Raw genomic sequence first — 15,263 nt, forward strand, 5'->3', positions numbered from 1 at the left:
GACACGCGAATCCTGCCTTTGGAGCTGCCGTCATGGGGCTTGAAGCATTTTTGCCGGTGGCCTTCGTCATCGGCTATCTCCTCGGCTCGATTCCGTTCGGGCTGATCCTGACCAGGCTCGCGGGCACCCAGGATATCCGTTCGATCGGCTCCGGCAGCATCGGCGCCACCAATGTGCTGCGCACGGGACGCAAGAGCCTTGCCGCGGGCACCCTGCTGTTCGATGCGCTCAAGGGCACCGTGGCCGTGGTGATCGCCGGCTACATCGCAGGACCCAATGCCGCCATGGTGGCCGGGCTCGGCGCCTTCCTCGGCCACCTCTTCCCGGTCTGGCTCAAGTTCAAGGGCGGCAAGGGCGTCGCCGTCTATATCGGCGTCCTGCTTGGCCTGTTCTGGCCGGGCGCCGTCGTGTTCTGCGTGCTGTGGCTGGCGACCGCCTTCACCACCCGCTATTCCTCGCTCTCCGCGCTGGTGGCGGCGTTCATCACGCCCATGTTCCTGTGGTGGTTCGGCCACCTCGCATTGTCGGCGCTGACGGCGGTGCTGACGCTGCTCTTGTTCTACGCGCATCGCGAGAACATCCGGCGCCTGCAAACCGGCAAGGAAAGCCGGATCGGCGAGAAGGCCTAGAGCGTTTTCGAGCGAAGTGGATGCCGGTTCGCGTCAAGAAAACGCGTCAAACAAGAATCTGAAGCCGGAAAAAGTACGGATATCGCCGCACACCTTCCGCATTATACGCCAAATCCTGTTCGCAACTTCCGCACCGCTCGGTGCAGACAGTAGCGAACGGGTTCCATGCCTGTCATCCTGACACAGGAAACGGCGTTACGCGGTTGCTCAGAATGAGCGAGATGATTGTCGGCGCGCATTACGGGGTTGGTTCGCTCAGTGCTTCCGGCAGCGCGGCAAGCCGGCTGCTCTCGGCGACCAATATCTGGTCCGATGCGCCGCCGCCCGCCCCTGCGCCCGTTTCGCCGCAAGTGCCGCAGCCTGCGCCCGTTGCGCAAGCCGACGCTCCGCTCGACGTCGTGGTCCCCAGGGCCGCACCGGTCGCGCTCCCGCAGGCGCGTTCCGGCCAATGGCCGCCGCGAAGACTCTCGCTGGCGCTCCAGGGCGGCGGCACCTTTGCCGCCTTCACCTGGGGCGTGCTGGAGCGGCTGCTGGAAGAGCCCGACATCGCGATCGACACCGTCAGCGGTGCCAGCGCCGGCGCCATCAATGCGCTGCTGCTCGCCTGCGGCCTTGCCGAAGGCGGCCGTGAAGGCGCCCGCAGCCGGCTGAACCGATTCTGGGTCCGACTGATGCACGAGGCATCGTTCCGCTCGCTGATGCTGGTCGGCGGCTTTTCGCCGGCGGGCAGCTCGGTCGCGTTCGGCCCGACGCTGCGCTCCGGGCAGTTCGATCCGTTCGATCTCGACCCGCTGCGGCGGGCGCTGGCGCGCGACATCAACTTTTCCATCCTGCGCGACGCAGGATGCCCGAAGCTGCTGATCGCGGCGACGCGGATCCGCGACGGGCAGCAGCAGATCTTCGCCAACGACGCCATCACCGCGGACGTCGCGCTGGCCTCGACCTGTCCGCCGCTGGTTCACTGCGCGGTCGAGATCGACGGCGAGGCCTATTGGGACGGCGGCTTCGGCGGCAATCCGCCGCTGCTGCGGCTGGTCCAGGAAACGGTGGCGACGGATCTGCTGCTCGTCCAGGTCACGCCGACGCGCGACGGCTATGTGCCGATCACGCTCGCCGCGATCGACCGCAGGCTCGACCAGATCGTGGCCAACGCCGCGCTCAATGCCGAGATCGCGGCGATCGAATGGGCGCAGTCGCACATGGCCTCTCCGCTGCGGCTCACCAGGATCGCGGCGGAAGACTCCGTTGATGGTCTGGCGCAACGCTCATCGACCGATCTCGGCCGGGGCTTCATTCGTCTCCTGCACCGAAGCGGCCGCGCAGCCGCCGAGCGCTGGCTCGGGCAAGGTGCGGGCGCAACACAGGACGCCGCACCCTCGCGAGCCGAGCTGGCACTGGTCTGATCCTCGCCTACGCCGCAAAGCCTGACGTTCCGGACGTAGCCGCCTCGCTGAGCGGCTCGATCGCCAACCGGTAGCCGGCAAGGCGCGCCATCGGCGCAAACACGGCGAACAGCAGTTTTTGCAGCCAGATCGGTACGCCAGCAAGATACATGTGATCGCGATAGGTGTGCAGCACCAGCGCGATCAGCAGGAAGTTGGGATCGCCAGCGCTGGAGAACCATTTGGGCTGCTTCACTGTGAGCGTGACGAAATTGGCGAAGAAGCGCAGATGCTGCTGCGCCGGCATGAACGAGACCTCGAACTCGGCGTTACCGTCGCCCGCATTGGCGAAATAATGCGGTCTGCCGCGGGGCACGGTGACGCTGCCGCCGGCGTCCACCAACTGCTCACGTCCGTCGACGACGACCTTGATGCGTCCACTCTTCACTGCAAACTGCTCGTCCGCGCCGGGATGCACGTGCACGAGCGCGTTGCCGCCGCCCGAGCCGCCCTTTTCGAGGATCACACCGAAACGTGCGACGTCACGGTTGTCGAGCAGTCCGGAGAAGACGAACGTCTCCTTGTTGAAGGCATTGCGCAGCCGAGTGCCGCGGGCGAACTCTGTCGACATGTTTGCGTCTCCTTGCGAAGTCTGGAGACGCGCTGGTAGCGGCCTAGGCAACGAACGTATTGTAAAAATCCGACGAGGCGAGTTCGTCATTCCACCCCTGCACTCTGTCGGCCGCAACACGCCGGCAGAACACCTCCGGCGAGCTTCCTGCGAAAGTGCGAAAGTCGCGGATCAGATGCGCCTGGTCGGTGAACCCGCATGCATGCGCGACATCGGCCCAATCGGCGCCGGACCGGCGCGCGGCGATCGCCTGCAGCATCCGCTCGATCCGTGCGAACCGCTTCGCGCTCGCACCGGTCTCGGTCTTGAAGCGGCGCTGAAGGCTGCGTTCGCCGACATCGAGGCAATCGGCGAGCCCGCGCATCGAGATCGCCGGATTCCGCCTGATAGCCCGCATCGCCTGTGCAACCAGCGGATCGAGCCGTGACGGCCTCCGCCTCTGCTCGAGAAAGCCCTGCATGCAAGTCACGCGCGCAGCCGCGCTGCCAGCCCCGGCGAGGCGTTCTTCAAGACATGCAGCAGCGTTGTCGCCGAAGATATCTGAGATTTCGACGCTGGCATCGAGCAGCTCGGCAGGCTTGACCCCGAGCACGCGATCGGCCGCCTCGGGCTTCAACCGCACCAGCACGACACCGACCGGACCACTCGGCTTCAGCGCCGCCGCGCGCGTGTGCATGCCTTTGACGGTGCGCTTGTAGACTCCGCGTTGCGAGGCCATTGGCGATCGATAGTGCACGATCAGCACCGGCGACGTCGCCGGTAGCACCTTGATCGTTCGCGCGCAGGCGGTCGCGGCATCCGCGAGATCGACATCACAAAGCGCCTCGACGATCTCGCCGAGACTTTCGCTCGCAGCGAAGAATTGTGGGCCGCGCGGACCCTGTCGGTGCGGGAGAGCCATGAATTCAGTTGGTCGTCCGAGCGGCGGCGCAGTTGCCTCCGCCGCGTTCACATACAGTTGAGGGCACGCTCACGCCCGCGCCAGCGCGTTCTCCAGGAACCACGCCGTCGCAAGCGCGTGCGCGTCGTTGCCGAAGCGGGCGATCACCTGCACACCGATCGGCAGGCCACCGACCTTCAGCACCGGCACGTTGACGCAAGGATTGCCCATCAGCGTCCAGAGCCGGTTGTAGCGAGGATCGCCTGTGGTCGCGAGCTCCTTGGCCGGCGCCGTGCCCGGCGCCGAATAGGTCAAGAGCACGTCGACACCCTCGAACAGCTCGCCGAGCTCGCGGCGGCCGCGACGGCTGACCCGGCGCGCCTCGTCATACTCCTTCGGCGTCAGCCCGACCGTCGCATCGAGACTGGCGCGCAGCATCGGCGCTATCTCGTCGTGACGCTCGGAAAACTCCCAGGCCATCGCGCGATGCGCCTCGAAATCCTGAATGACAGGATGGATGCGCCAGGCTTCCTGCACCGCCTCGGGCAGATCGATGGTCTGCACGCTGGCACCGGCGCGCTCGGCCGCCTTGATGGCAGCTTGCAGCCCCTGCTCGGCCGCCGGCTCCACGGCGCCCGCGAATTCCTGCCTGACCACGCCAATCCGCGGCGATTTCGCCGCGACGATGCCGGAGAACTCCGTGCGCCCCGTCATCGCGAGCAGCCCACGCGCGAGATCCTCAGCGCGCGCGCCGAACAGGCCGACGGTGTCGAGCGCCCACGAGTAGCATTTCACACCGACCGTCGGCAGCATCCGGAACGACGGCTTGATCGCGGCCGTCCCGCAATAGGCGGCGGGCCGGATCACCGAGCCGCCGGTCTGGGTGCCCAGCGCCAGCGGGATCATCCCGGCGCCGACGGCCGCCGCCGAGCCCGAGGAGGATCCGCCCGGCGAATGACCTGTATTGTGGGGATTGCGCGTCGGCGTCGGATCGCGCGAGGCGAACGCGGTCGTGGTGGTCTTGCCGATGATGGTGGCCCCTACCCGCTTCAGCATCATCACGACCGGCGCATCGGCGCGCGGCTGCCAGCCGCGGTAGATCTCCGAGCCCATCTCGGTCGGCATGTTGGCGGTGTCGATGATGTCCTTGATGCCAACCGCGATGCCGCGCAGCGGCCCGGAGCCTTGCGCCTTCGCCGATTTGTCGTGGCGGACGAAGGCGTGGACGTCCTTCTCCTTGGCTTCGATCGCCGCATGCGATTGCGCGATGGCGGCGTCAGGCGAAAGCTCGCCCGCTTCGATGCGGCGCTGGAGGTCGGCAAGTGAGATCATGGCAAAACCCTTCTTATTGGGATCGCTTTTAGCATCGCAGCAAGGTCGCGCAAGCGCAGGTGACTGTTGCGCAACGCCCTCAGGTTGTTCCATGCTGTCCCTGCAAGGAGACACCGTGGACGCCATCAATCCCAGCGTGGAGCTGACGGAGCCTGACAGGATCGACCGCCTGCGGCTGATCCGCTCCGACAATGTCGGGCCGCGCACCTTCCGTTCGCTGGTCGACCATTTCGGCAGCCCGCGCGCCGCGCTGGAGCGACTGCCGGATCTCGCCCGCCGCGGCGGTGCGCAGCGAACGGGTCGCATCTGTAGTGCCGATGAAGCGAAGGCCGAGCTTGCCGCAAGCCGCAAGTTCGGCATCGCCTGGCTGGCGCCCGGCGAGGACGGCTATCCGGCGCGGCTGGCGATGATCGACGATGCGCCGCCGCTGCTCGCCGTGCGCGGCGACACGAAAACCTTGACGCGGCCGATGATCGCGATCGTCGGCTCGCGCAACGCCTCGGGCGCCGGCTTGAAGTTCGCCGGCCAGCTCGCGCGCGAACTCGGCGAGGCCGGCTTCGTCGTCATCTCGGGCCTCGCCCGCGGCGTCGATCAGGCCGCGCATCGCGCCAGCATCGAGAGCGGCACCATCGCGGTGCTGGCCGGCGGGCATGATTGCATCTATCCGCCCGAGCATGGCGATCTGCTCGCCGCGATCCTCGGTCACGCCGGCGCTGCGATCTCCGAGATGCCGCTCGGCCACGAGCCGCGCGCCCGCGACTTTCCCCGCCGCAACCGGCTGATCTCGGGCGCCTCGCTCGGCGTCGTCGTGGTGGAGGCGGCGCACCGCTCGGGCTCGCTGATCACCGCGCGCATGGCGGCCGAACAGGGCCGCGAGGTGTTCGCGGTGCCCGGCTCGCCACTCGATCCGCGCGCGGCCGGCGCCAACGATCTGATCAAGCAGGGCGCGACGCTCGTCACCGAGGCCGCCGACATCATCAACGCGGTACAGTCGATCATGGAGCGGCCGCTGATGCATCCCGCGGGCGAGCCCGACAGCGAGCCGTTCGAGAGCGATCCGCAGGGCCATGACCGCGATCAGATCACCAACCTGCTCGGTCCGGCGCCTGTTACGATCGATGATCTCGTGCGGATGTCCGGCGCCTCGCCCGCGATCGTGCGCACAGTGCTGCTGGAGCTCGAACTGGCCGGCAGGCTCGAGCGCCACGGTGGCGGGTTGGTCTCGCTGCTTTAGCCGTCGTTGCGCTCGTCGAACCGCGTGCGCGCGGCCGCGATCTGCGCCTGGTGCTCGATCGCCCACTCGCCGAGGGCCTTCACCGGCTGCTGAAGACCGCGGCCGAGATCGGTGAGCTCGTAATCGACGCGGGGCGGGATGGTCGGGAAGATCGTGCGCGTGACGAGGCCGTCGCGCTCGAGGCCGCGCAGCGTCAAGGTCAGCATCCGCTGCGAGATGCCGTTGATCATTCGCTTCAGCTCGTTGAAGCGCTTCGGCCCGTCGCTGAGCATCATGATGACGAACACGCTCCATTTGTCGCCGACGCGGGACAGGATGGAGGCGACCCCGCGGCAGTCCGCATGGTTGGGATCCGGCATTGGCTCGGGACGCTGATTTGGCCTTGGATTTGGCCTCGGCGGAGCAGGCAAATCGGTGTTCTCAGGTTTCAATGATGTGCCCATGGCTCAAAAAAGTGCGTTCTTGCGGGGATTTCGACAGTCACTCATGTAGCGCTGGTTACAAACCTATACCAGGGTGACCCCAAATGAAACTGCTCCACATCGACTCCAGCGTCCTCGGCCCCCACTCCGTCAGCCGGCAGGTCTCCGCCGCCATCGTCGACCGGCTCCGGCAGGCGACGCCCAGTCTCGACGTAACCTATCGCGACCTGACCCAGACCCCGCTTGCCCATCTCTCCGGCTCGCATCTCGCGGCCGCGCAAGGCGCCCCCGCGCCGGCGGAACTCGCGCCCGATCTTGCCGCAAGCGCGGCCGTGCTGGACGAGTTCCTGGGCGCCGACGTCGTCGTCGTCGGTGCCCCCATGTACAACTTCACCATTCCGAGCCAGCTCAAGGCCTGGATCGACCGCATCATGGTGGTGGGGAAGACTTTTAAGTATGGCGCGGCCGGGCCGGAGGGACTCGCCGGCGGCAAGCGCGTGATCGTCGCGATCTCGCGTGGCGGCTATTACGGCGCGGGCTCGCCCGCTGCAGCGCTGGAGCATCTCGAAAGCTATCTGCGCGGCGTGTTCGGCTTCATGGGCATCCACAATGCCGAATTCATCATCGCCGACGGCATCCAGGTCGGACCGGATCACCGCGAGAAAGCGCTCGCGGGCGCGCTTCAAGCGGCCATCAGCCTGCGGGCGGCCTGACGCCGCGCCGAGATCGGCCGCCGCCGAAATGCGGCGGCTGACGGCTGCACGATCTGCAAAGCTGGAACCAGACGCCCTAAATGCCCAGGATCACGGCAACGAGCGAGACGAACAGGCCAATGCCGGAAAACAACGCGATGGCGACGAACTCGGACGTGTCGGAGCGCTTGGCCGGAACGGCGGATCTTTCGGTGAAGATGCGCGGCGATGAAGGCGACGAGAAAAAGCGGGCTGCCTTCGGCATGGCTAGACTCCTTATAAGTAATGAGTCTGCCCCTTCCCATAAAAGGGTCGTTCCAGCTCGCGCGAAGGTTCAACACCGCGCGCAAAGGTTAGGTTCAGTCAATGATCCCGCAAGACGTCGGAACCGGTCGGCGCAACCCATAGACTGCGCCGGCCAGTTCGATTTCGCCTGGTTTGATCAGCCGCGATAGATCGGCGCGCCGCTCGGGGAGGCCACCGCGCCGCCATCGACGAAGATTTCCTGGCCCTGCACATGCGCGGAATCATCGGAGGCGAGGAACAGCACCGTCTTCGCAACGTGATCCGTTTCACCGATGCGGCCGAGCGGCGTCGATAGCGCGATCCGCTTCTCGAACGCCTTCTCGGCTTCGGGCGTCGCGGTCGCGGGGCCCCAGATCGGGGTACGGATCGCGCCGGGCGCCACGACATTGACGCGGATTCCGCGCGGCGACAGCTCCGAGGCCATGATCCGCGCCATCGCCCGCACGCCGGCCTTCGCGGCACCGTAAGCGGAGTAACCGGGAATGCCGAGCACGGAGATCACCGAACCGTTGAGGATGATCGAGGCATTGTCGTTGAGATAGGGCAGCGCCGACTGCACGGTGAAGAACACGCCGGTCAGATTGGTGCTGATGACCTTCTCGAAGACTTCGGGCGTCGCCGAGCCCAGCGGCGTGCCGCCGGCGATGCCGGCATTGGCAAACACGATATCGAACTTGCCGAACTTTTCCCCGCCCTGCTTGATGGCAGCTTCGGTCGCGGCGATGTCGGTGGCATCTGCGGCGAGTGCGAGCGCGTTCGGCCCGAGTTCCTTCGCGGCAGCCTCCAGCGTCTGCTTGTTGCGCCCCGTGATCACCACCTTGGCGCCTTCGGCCGCGAACAGCTTTGCCGTCGCAAGCCCGATGCCGCTGTTGCCGCCCGTAATCAATGCCGTCTTGTCTTTCAGTCTCACGCTCGCCTCCAGTAGTTGCATGATGAAACTATGTTGCCATCTAGGGCATATGGTTTTATGATGCAACCACACAAGCGCGTGATCGGCGCCGGCGCCGTGCGAACGCGACAGGACAGACCGCGATGGTGAAACGAACCAGCTTCGAGGGCGATTCCTGCCCGATCGCACGCTCGCTGGAGGCGCTCGGCGACTGGTGGTCGCTGCTGATCATCCGCGAGGCGCTGTTCGGCGTCCGCCGCTTCGGCGAGTTTCAGAGCAGGCTCGGCATGGCCAAGAACATCCTGTCGGCCCGCCTGCGATCGCTGGTCGACCACGGCATTCTCGAGACCGCCCCCGCCTCCGACGGCAGCGCCTATCAGGAATATCTGCTGACGCCGAAGGGCCGCGGCACCTTCCCGATTCTGGTCGCGCTGCGGCAATGGAGCGAGGCGTTCGACGATCACCCCGAGGAGATCGCGACCATCCTGGTCGATCGTGCGAGAGGCCGCCCGGTGAAGAAGCTGGAAATGCGCGCCGAGGACGGGCGGCTGCTCAGTCCCGCCGACACCACGCTGAAGCCGCGGCCGGCGCGACGGCGGTCGGCTTGACGGCGCACGCGTGGCCCGCCACAGCGTCATTGCCCCCAATTTCTCACCGTCAGCCTGAGGTGCTCGCCTCTTCGGCGAGCCTCGAAGGGCGACGGCCCGGCTTTCTCCGCGCGGCTGCATCTCGGCCGTTCATCCTTCGAGGCTCCCGGCGCGATGCCTGGCATCGCGCCACTCGCGCCTCAGGATGACGGGACTGACAATGACGCAAGGCTCACGACAGCTTGCGCTTGGTCCGCAGCCGCAGATGCTCGTCAGCCTCCAGCTTGGTCATGCCCAGGAGATAATGCAGAACGTCAAGCTTGTGGCGCTCGGCGAGCTTGCGCAATGCTCCGGTCTGCTCGGCGATGAAGGCGACCGCCTCGTCCGCGCCGCCCTCCCCTGGTTCCTCGTGACGCGAGCCTCCCCGCGCGCCCGACGCGGCACGCTTCCGTTTCTTTGGCTTAGTTACCAAGACCCCACCCGAATCCATGGCCCCAGCAGCAACATTACGCCCACATCGACCGCAACTCCAAGGTGGTATTCTGCAACTTTCTCGATATGAAACTTTTCCCATCGGGGCGGCTCTCAACACCCCTCGATTTGACAGCGGAGGCCGCACCACCCATGTTCGGGTCGAAACGGCCGACCCGAGTCCTTTCGTTTTCGGCCCAAGATTTCCCCGTAAGTTACTGGAACTACATGAATATCGTCATCGTGGAGTCGCCGGCGAAAGCCAAGACGATCAACAAATATTTGGGCTCGTCCTATGAGGTTCTGGCCTCGTTCGGCCATGTCCGCGACCTGCCCGCGAAGAACGGCTCCGTCGATCCCGATGCCAATTTCAAGATGATCTGGGAGGTCGATCCCAAGGCGGCCGGCCGGCTCAACGAGATTGCCCGGTCCCTGAAGGGCGCCGACCGCCTGATTCTCGCCACCGACCCTGATCGCGAGGGCGAGGCCATCTCCTGGCACGTGCTGGAGGTGCTGAAGGAAAAGCGCGCGCTGAAGGACCACAAGATCGAGCGGGTGGTGTTCAACGCCATCACCAAGCAGGCGGTCTCCGATGCGATGAAGCATCCGCGCCAGATCGACGGCGCGCTGGTCGACGCCTACATGGCGCGCCGCGCGCTCGACTACCTGGTCGGCTTCACCCTCTCCCCCGTGCTGTGGCGCAAGCTGCCGGGCGCGCGCTCGGCCGGCCGCGTGCAGTCGGTGGCGCTGCGCCTCGTCTGCGACCGCGAGCTCGAGATCGAGAAGTTCGTGCCGCGCGAATATTGGTCGCTGATCGCGACCCTGCTCACCCCGCGCGGCGACACGTTCGAGGCCCGCCTCGTCGGCGCCGACGGCAAGAAGATCCAGCGTCTCGACATCGGCACCGGCGCCGAAGCCGAAGACTTCAAGAAGGCGCTGGAGGCAGCCAGCTACACCGTGACCGCGGTCGATGCCAAGCCGGCCCGGCGCAATCCGCAGGCGCCCTTCACCACCTCGACGCTGCAGCAGGAAGCCAGCCGCAAATACGGCTTTGCGCCGGCGCACACGATGCGCATCGCCCAGCGCCTTTATGAGGGCATCGACATCGGCGGCGAGACCACCGGACTCATTACTTATATGCGTACCGACGGCGTGCAGATCGATCCGTCCGCGATCACCCAGGCGCGCAAGGTGATCGGCGAGGATTACGGCAACGCCTACGTGCCCGATGCGCCCCGCCAGTACCAGGCCAAGGCCAAGAACGCCCAGGAAGCGCACGAAGCGATCCGCCCGACCGACCTCTCCCGCCGCCCCGACAGCCTGAGCCGCAAGCTCGATGCTGATCAGGCGAAGCTCTACGAGCTGATCTGGAAGCGAACGATCGCGAGCCAGATGGAATCCGCCGAACTCGAGCGCACCACGGTCGACATCGTGGCGAAGGCAGGCTCCCGCACGCTGGAGCTGCGCGCCACCGGCCAGGTCGTCAAGTTCGACGGCTTCCTGGCGCTCTACCAGGAAGGCCGCGACGACGAGGAAGACGAGGATTCCCGCCGCCTGCCCGCGATGAGCCCGAACGACGCCCTGAAGCGGCAGAGTCTGTCCGTCACCCAGCACTTCACCGAGCCGCCGCCGCGCTTCTCGGAAGCATCCCTCGTCAAGCGCATGGAAGAGCTCGGCATCGGCCGGCCCTCGACCTATGCCTCGATCCTCCAGGTCCTGAAGGACCGCGGCTACGTCAAGCTGGAGAAGAAGCGCCTGCACGGCGAGGACAAGGGCCGCGTCGTGATCGCGTTCCTGGAGAGCTTCTTCAGCCGCTATGTCGAATACGATTTCACCGCGGCCCTTGAAGAACAGCTCGACCGCATCTCCAACAACGAGATTTCCTGGCAGCAGGTGCTCAAGGATTTCTGGCGCGACTTCATCGGCGCCGTCGACGACATCAAGGATTTGCGCGTCGCGCAGGTGCTCGACGTGCTCGACGAGATGCTGGGGCCGCACATCTATCCGCCGCGCGCCGATGGCGGCGACGTCCGCCAGTGCCCGAACTGCGGCACCGGCCGGCTGAACCTCAAGGCCGGCAAGTTCGGCGCCTTCGTCGGCTGCTCGAACTATCCGGAATGCCGCTACACCCGTCAGCTCGCCGCCGACAGCGAGGCGACCGCCGACCGTTCGCTTGGTCAGGATCCCGACACCGGCTTCGACGTCTGGGTCAAGGCCGGCCGCTTCGGGCCCTACATCCAGCTCGGCGAGCAGAAAGATTATGCGGAAGGCGAGAAGCCCAAGCGCGCCGGCATCCCGAAGGGTACCTCGCCCGGCGATGTAGATCTCGAGCTCGCGCTGAAACTGCTGTCGCTGCCGCGTGAGATCGGCAAGCACCCGGAAACCGGCCAGCCGATCGTCGCCGGCCTCGGCCGCTTCGGGCCGTTCGTGAAGCACGAGAAGACCTACGCCAGCCTGGAAGCCGGCGACGAAGTGTTCGACATCGGCCTCAACCGCGCGGTGACGTTGATCGCGGAAAAGGTCGCCAAGGGCCCGAGCCGCCGCTTCGGCGCGGATCCCGGCAAGGCGCTCGGCGATCATCCGACGCTCGGCACCGTCACCGTCAAGAGCGGCCGCTACGGCGCCTATGTCACGGCCGGCGGCGTCAACGCGACGATCCCGGCCGAGTTCGAGAAGGATACCATCACCCTGCCGCAGGCGATCGCGCTGATCGACGAGCGCGCCGCCAAGGGCGGTGGCAAGGGCGGCGGCAAGGGCGGCGGCAAGGCCAAGACCACCAAGGCGAAGAAAGCGGCCAAGCCGGCCAAGGCCAGGAAGACTGCAGAGAGAACAGCGGACGGCGAAGACGCCGCGCCGAAACCGAAGACGCCGGCCGCGAAGAAAGCCGCGGCCAAAACCAAATCCGAATCCACCAGCAAGGCGCGCGCCGCCGTGTCGTCGACTGCCAAGACGTCACCGACCAAGGCAGCCGCCCCCAAGAATCCTGCAAATACTCCGGCCAAGAAGAGTGCCGGCAAGAGTTAGAGGCTAAGTGAAACGCAAGAATGACCATGGCTTTCCCGACAGGAACGCCATCGTCGCCTTCATCAAGGCAAATCAGGGAAAGGTCGGGACCCGCGAAATTGCACGCGAGTTCGGCCTGAAGAACGCCGACCGTGCCGAGCTCAGGCGCATGCTGCGCGAGCTCGCCGACGACGGCATCGTCAAGACGAAGCGCCACACGATCTCGGAGCCGGACACGCTTCCGCCGACGCTGCTCGCCGACATCACCGGCCGCGACAGCGACGGCGAATTGATCGCCTCTCCCGCCGAATGGGACGAGGTCGAGAGCGGCGAGCCGCCGAAGATCCTCATCGAGATGCCGCGCCGGCCCAAACCCGGCACCGCCGCCGGTGTCGGCGACCGCGCGCTGCTGCGCATCGAGCGCTCGGAGGAGACCGAAGGCCCCGCCTGGCGCGGCCGCATCATCAAGGTCATCGACAAGGCCAAGAGCCGCATCCTCGGCGTGTTCCGCGAGCTTCCCGAAGGCGGCGGACGGCTCGTTCCCGTCGACAAGAAATTCGCCGACCGTGAGCTGAACATCGCCAAGGCCGATACAGGTGGCGCGCAGGATGGCGACCTCGTCAGCGTCGACATCGTCCGCTCGCGCGGCTTCGGCCTGGCCTCAGGCCGCGTCAAGGAGAAGCTCGGCTCGGTCAAGTCCGAGAAGGCGATCAGCCTGATCGCGATCTACGCTCACGACATCCCGCTGCAATTCTCCGCCGCCGCCGAGCACGAGGCGGAGGCGGCCGAGCCCGCCAATCTCAAGGGACGCGAGGACTGGCGCGACGTCCCGCTCGTCACGATCGATCCGCCGGACGCAAAAGATCACGACGACGCGGTGCAGGCGCAGCCCGACGACGATCCCAACAACAAGGGCGGCTTCATCGTCAACGTCGCCATCGCCGATGTCAGCTTCTACGTCCGGCCCGGCACTGCGCTCGACCGCGACGCGCTCGACCGCGGCAATTCGGTCTATTTCCCCGACCGCGTCGTGCCGATGCTGCCCGAGCGCATCTCCAACAATCTCTGCTCGCTGGTGCCCGGCGAGCCGCGCGGCGCGCTCGCGGTTCGCATGGTGCTCGGCCCCGACGGGCGCAAGCGCTCGCACAGCTTCCACCGCATCCTGATGCGCTCGGCGGCCAAGTTGAGCTACGCGCAGGCCCAGGCCGCGATCGACGGGCGGCCGGATGACACGACCGGCCCCCTGCTCGAGCCGATCCTGAAGCCGCTCTATGCCGCCTATGCCTGCGCCAAGCGCGCACGCGACGAGCGCGATCCGCTCAATCTCGATCTGCCCGAGCGCAAGATCCTGCTCAGAAGCGACGGCACGGTCGACCGCGTCGTCGTGCCTGAGCGGCTCGATGCGCACAAGCTGATCGAGGAGTTCATGATCCTCGCCAACGTTGCGGCAGCCGAGATGCTGGAGAAGAAATCGCTGCCGCTGATCTACCGCGTGCATGACGAGCCGACGCTGGAGAAGGTGCACGCGCTCGCGGAATTTCTGGAGACGCTCGACGTCCCCTTCACGAAATCAGGCGCGCTGCGCCCGACGCTGTTCAACCGCGTGCTGGCCCAGCTCGAAGGCCATGACTACTATCCGCTGGTGAGCGAAGTCGTGCTGCGCGCCCAGGCGCAGGCCGAATATTCCTCCGAGAATTACGGCCATTTCGGCCTGAACCTGCGCCGCTATGCGCATTTCACCTCGCCGATCCGCCGCTATGCCGACCTCGTCGTGCACCGTGCGCTGGTCCGTGCGCTCGGCCTCGGTGAAGGTGCCCTGCCCGACAGCGAGACGCCGGAGACCTTGAGCGAAGTCGCCGCCCACATCTCTGTGACCGAACGGCGCGCGATGAAGGCGGAGCGCGAGACCGTCGACCGCCTGATCGCCCATCACCTCGCCGATCGCATCGGCGCAAGTTTCCAGGGCCGCGTCTCCGGCGTCACGCGCGCCGGCCTGTTCGTCAAGCTGAGCGAGACCGGCGCCGACGGGCTGATCCCGATCCGATCCCTCGGCACGGAATATTTCAACTATGACGAGAGCCGTCACGCGCTGGTCGGCACACGCAGCGGCACGACGTATCAGCTCGGTGACGTCGTCGACGTCCGTCTGATAGAAGCAGCCCCGATCGCGGGCGCACTGCGCTTCGAGCTGCTGTCGTCGGAGAGCGAGAGCTCACCAAGGGAGCGCAGGCCGTTCCGCCCGCAGCGAAAATCATCCAAGCCGCATCCTGGACGCAGCCCGGAGAGAAAACGCAAGCCGGAGAAGAAAAAGCCCGGCAAGGGGAAGAAGAGCAAGGGCAAGGGACAGAAGGGCAAGGCATGGTGACGATGAGTACGGCCCCGAAGATCTGGACGCGCGAGAGCGGTCTCGTCGAGAAGCGCGACCTCTGGACGGCAATGAAGCGCGGTTTTCGCGGCCGCTGCCCGCGCTGCGGCGAGGGAAAGCTGTTCCGCGCCTTCCTGAAGACGGCGGACAATTGCGCGACATGCGGCCTCGATTTCACGCCGCATCGCGCCGACGATCTGCCCGCCTATCTCGTCATCGTCATCGTCGGCCACGTCGTGGTGCCGGGCGTTTTGTGGATCGAGACCAACTACACCACGCCGGTCTGGATCAGCTTCGCGGCCTACCTGCCCTTCACCCTCGTCGCCTCGCTCGCGCTGCTGCAGCCGGTAAAGGGAGCTGTGGTCGGCTTGCAATGGGCTCTGCGCATGCACGGGTTTGACGAGAACCCTCCGGATGGTATTCCGCCTGTGTAAGCAACA

General features: G+C 66.3%; 15 protein-coding genes. 8 read left to right on the forward strand and 7 right to left on the reverse strand.

The features are described from left to right. The first annotated feature begins 32 nt into the window (after positions 1–32). Together plsY and FJV43_RS01090 are read left to right on the forward strand one after the other, a co-directional pair. Positions 33–629: a glycerol-3-phosphate 1-O-acyltransferase PlsY gene (plsY, locus tag FJV43_RS01085; protein WP_239623984.1), complete on the forward strand. Its 597-nt coding sequence runs from the start codon at positions 33–35 to the stop codon at positions 627–629. Positions 630–841: 212 nt separating this feature from the next. Then, complete coding sequence (locus FJV43_RS01090) at positions 842–2,032, forward strand: patatin-like phospholipase family protein (protein ID WP_239623986.1); 1,191 nt, start codon at positions 842–844, stop codon at positions 2,030–2,032. A gap of 7 nt (positions 2,033–2,039) precedes the next feature. Here the strand turns inward: FJV43_RS01090 and FJV43_RS01095 are convergent, their stop codons facing one another. The 3 genes from FJV43_RS01095 to FJV43_RS01105 all read right to left on the reverse strand — a co-directional run bounded on the left by FJV43_RS01095 (position 2,040) and on the right by FJV43_RS01105 (position 4,854). Continuing rightward, positions 2,040–2,642, reverse strand: coding sequence for a cupin domain-containing protein (locus FJV43_RS01095; RefSeq protein ID WP_239623988.1), 603 nt, complete (start codon positions 2,640–2,642; stop codon positions 2,040–2,042). 43 nt (positions 2,643–2,685) lie between these two features. Continuing rightward, entirely contained in the window at positions 2,686–3,543 is an 858-nt protein-coding gene (locus tag FJV43_RS01100; RefSeq protein ID WP_239623990.1) for an AraC family transcriptional regulator, read from the reverse strand. Between the two features lie 69 nt (positions 3,544–3,612). Next, positions 3,613–4,854, reverse strand: a complete 1,242-nt coding sequence (locus FJV43_RS01105) for an amidase (RefSeq protein WP_239623992.1) — start codon at positions 4,852–4,854, stop codon at positions 3,613–3,615. Positions 4,855–4,945: 91 nt separating this feature from the next. Between FJV43_RS01105 and dprA the strand changes: the two genes are divergently transcribed. After that, a complete protein-coding gene (gene dprA / locus FJV43_RS01110; protein ID WP_239623994.1) occupies positions 4,946–6,088 on the forward strand; it encodes a DNA-processing protein DprA in 1,143 nt (380 codons plus the stop codon). On the opposite strand, the gene FJV43_RS01115 is transcribed toward dprA, so the two are convergent. Continuing rightward, positions 6,085–6,531 (reverse strand): helix-turn-helix domain-containing protein, encoded by a 447-nt coding sequence (locus FJV43_RS01115; protein WP_239623995.1) that lies wholly within the window; start codon positions 6,529–6,531, stop codon positions 6,085–6,087. The genes dprA and FJV43_RS01115 overlap by 4 nt on opposite strands. Positions 6,532–6,614: 83 nt before the next feature. On the opposite strand from FJV43_RS01115, the gene FJV43_RS01120 reads away from it, so the two are divergent. Beyond that, positions 6,615–7,223 carry an FMN-dependent NADH-azoreductase gene (locus FJV43_RS01120; protein WP_239623999.1) on the forward strand — a complete coding sequence of 203 codons (609 nt, stop codon included), beginning with the start codon at positions 6,615–6,617 and terminating at the stop codon, positions 7,221–7,223. Between the two features lie 76 nt (positions 7,224–7,299). Here FJV43_RS01120 and FJV43_RS01125 read toward each other — a convergent pair whose 3' ends face one another. Both FJV43_RS01125 and FJV43_RS01130 read right to left on the reverse strand, forming a co-directional pair. Further along, on the reverse strand, positions 7,300–7,467 hold the full coding sequence (locus FJV43_RS01125; RefSeq protein ID WP_239624001.1) for a hypothetical protein: 168 nt from the start codon (positions 7,465–7,467) through the stop codon (positions 7,300–7,302). 177 nt (positions 7,468–7,644) lie between these two features. Continuing rightward, entirely contained in the window at positions 7,645–8,418 is a 774-nt protein-coding gene (locus FJV43_RS01130; protein WP_239624003.1) for an SDR family oxidoreductase, read from the reverse strand. 122 nt (positions 8,419–8,540) lie between these two features. Here FJV43_RS01130 and FJV43_RS01135 point away from each other — a divergent pair, with 122 nt between their 5' ends. After that, positions 8,541–9,005: a helix-turn-helix domain-containing protein gene (locus tag FJV43_RS01135; protein ID WP_239624005.1), complete on the forward strand. Its 465-nt coding sequence runs from the start codon at positions 8,541–8,543 to the stop codon at positions 9,003–9,005. A gap of 211 nt (positions 9,006–9,216) precedes the next feature. On the opposite strand, the gene FJV43_RS01140 is transcribed toward FJV43_RS01135, so the two are convergent. Further along, positions 9,217–9,456, reverse strand: a complete 240-nt coding sequence (locus FJV43_RS01140) for a hypothetical protein (RefSeq protein ID WP_239624007.1) — start codon at positions 9,454–9,456, stop codon at positions 9,217–9,219. A 227-nt stretch (positions 9,457–9,683) separates the two neighbouring features. Here FJV43_RS01140 and topA point away from each other — a divergent pair, with 227 nt between their 5' ends. Genes topA through FJV43_RS01155 form a run of 3 tightly spaced genes read left to right on the forward strand, consistent with a single transcriptional unit; the run spans position 9,684 to position 15,257 of the window. Next, a complete protein-coding gene (gene topA, locus FJV43_RS01145; protein ID WP_239624009.1) occupies positions 9,684–12,479 on the forward strand; it encodes a type I DNA topoisomerase in 2,796 nt (931 codons plus the stop codon). Positions 12,480–12,486: 7 nt separating this feature from the next. Then, a complete protein-coding gene (gene rnr / locus FJV43_RS01150) occupies positions 12,487–14,823 on the forward strand; it encodes a ribonuclease R (protein ID WP_239624011.1) in 2,337 nt (778 codons plus the stop codon). After that, complete coding sequence (locus tag FJV43_RS01155) at positions 14,817–15,257, forward strand: DUF983 domain-containing protein (RefSeq protein ID WP_239624013.1); 441 nt, start codon at positions 14,817–14,819, stop codon at positions 15,255–15,257. Before rnr ends, FJV43_RS01155 begins: the two co-directional genes overlap by 7 nt. Positions 15,258–15,263 lie beyond the last annotated feature (6 nt).

Origin of the sequence: Bradyrhizobium sp. I71 (genome assembly GCF_022354745.1) — a bacterium.
GTDB classification, from domain to species: domain Bacteria; phylum Pseudomonadota; class Alphaproteobacteria; order Rhizobiales; family Xanthobacteraceae; genus Bradyrhizobium; species Bradyrhizobium liaoningense.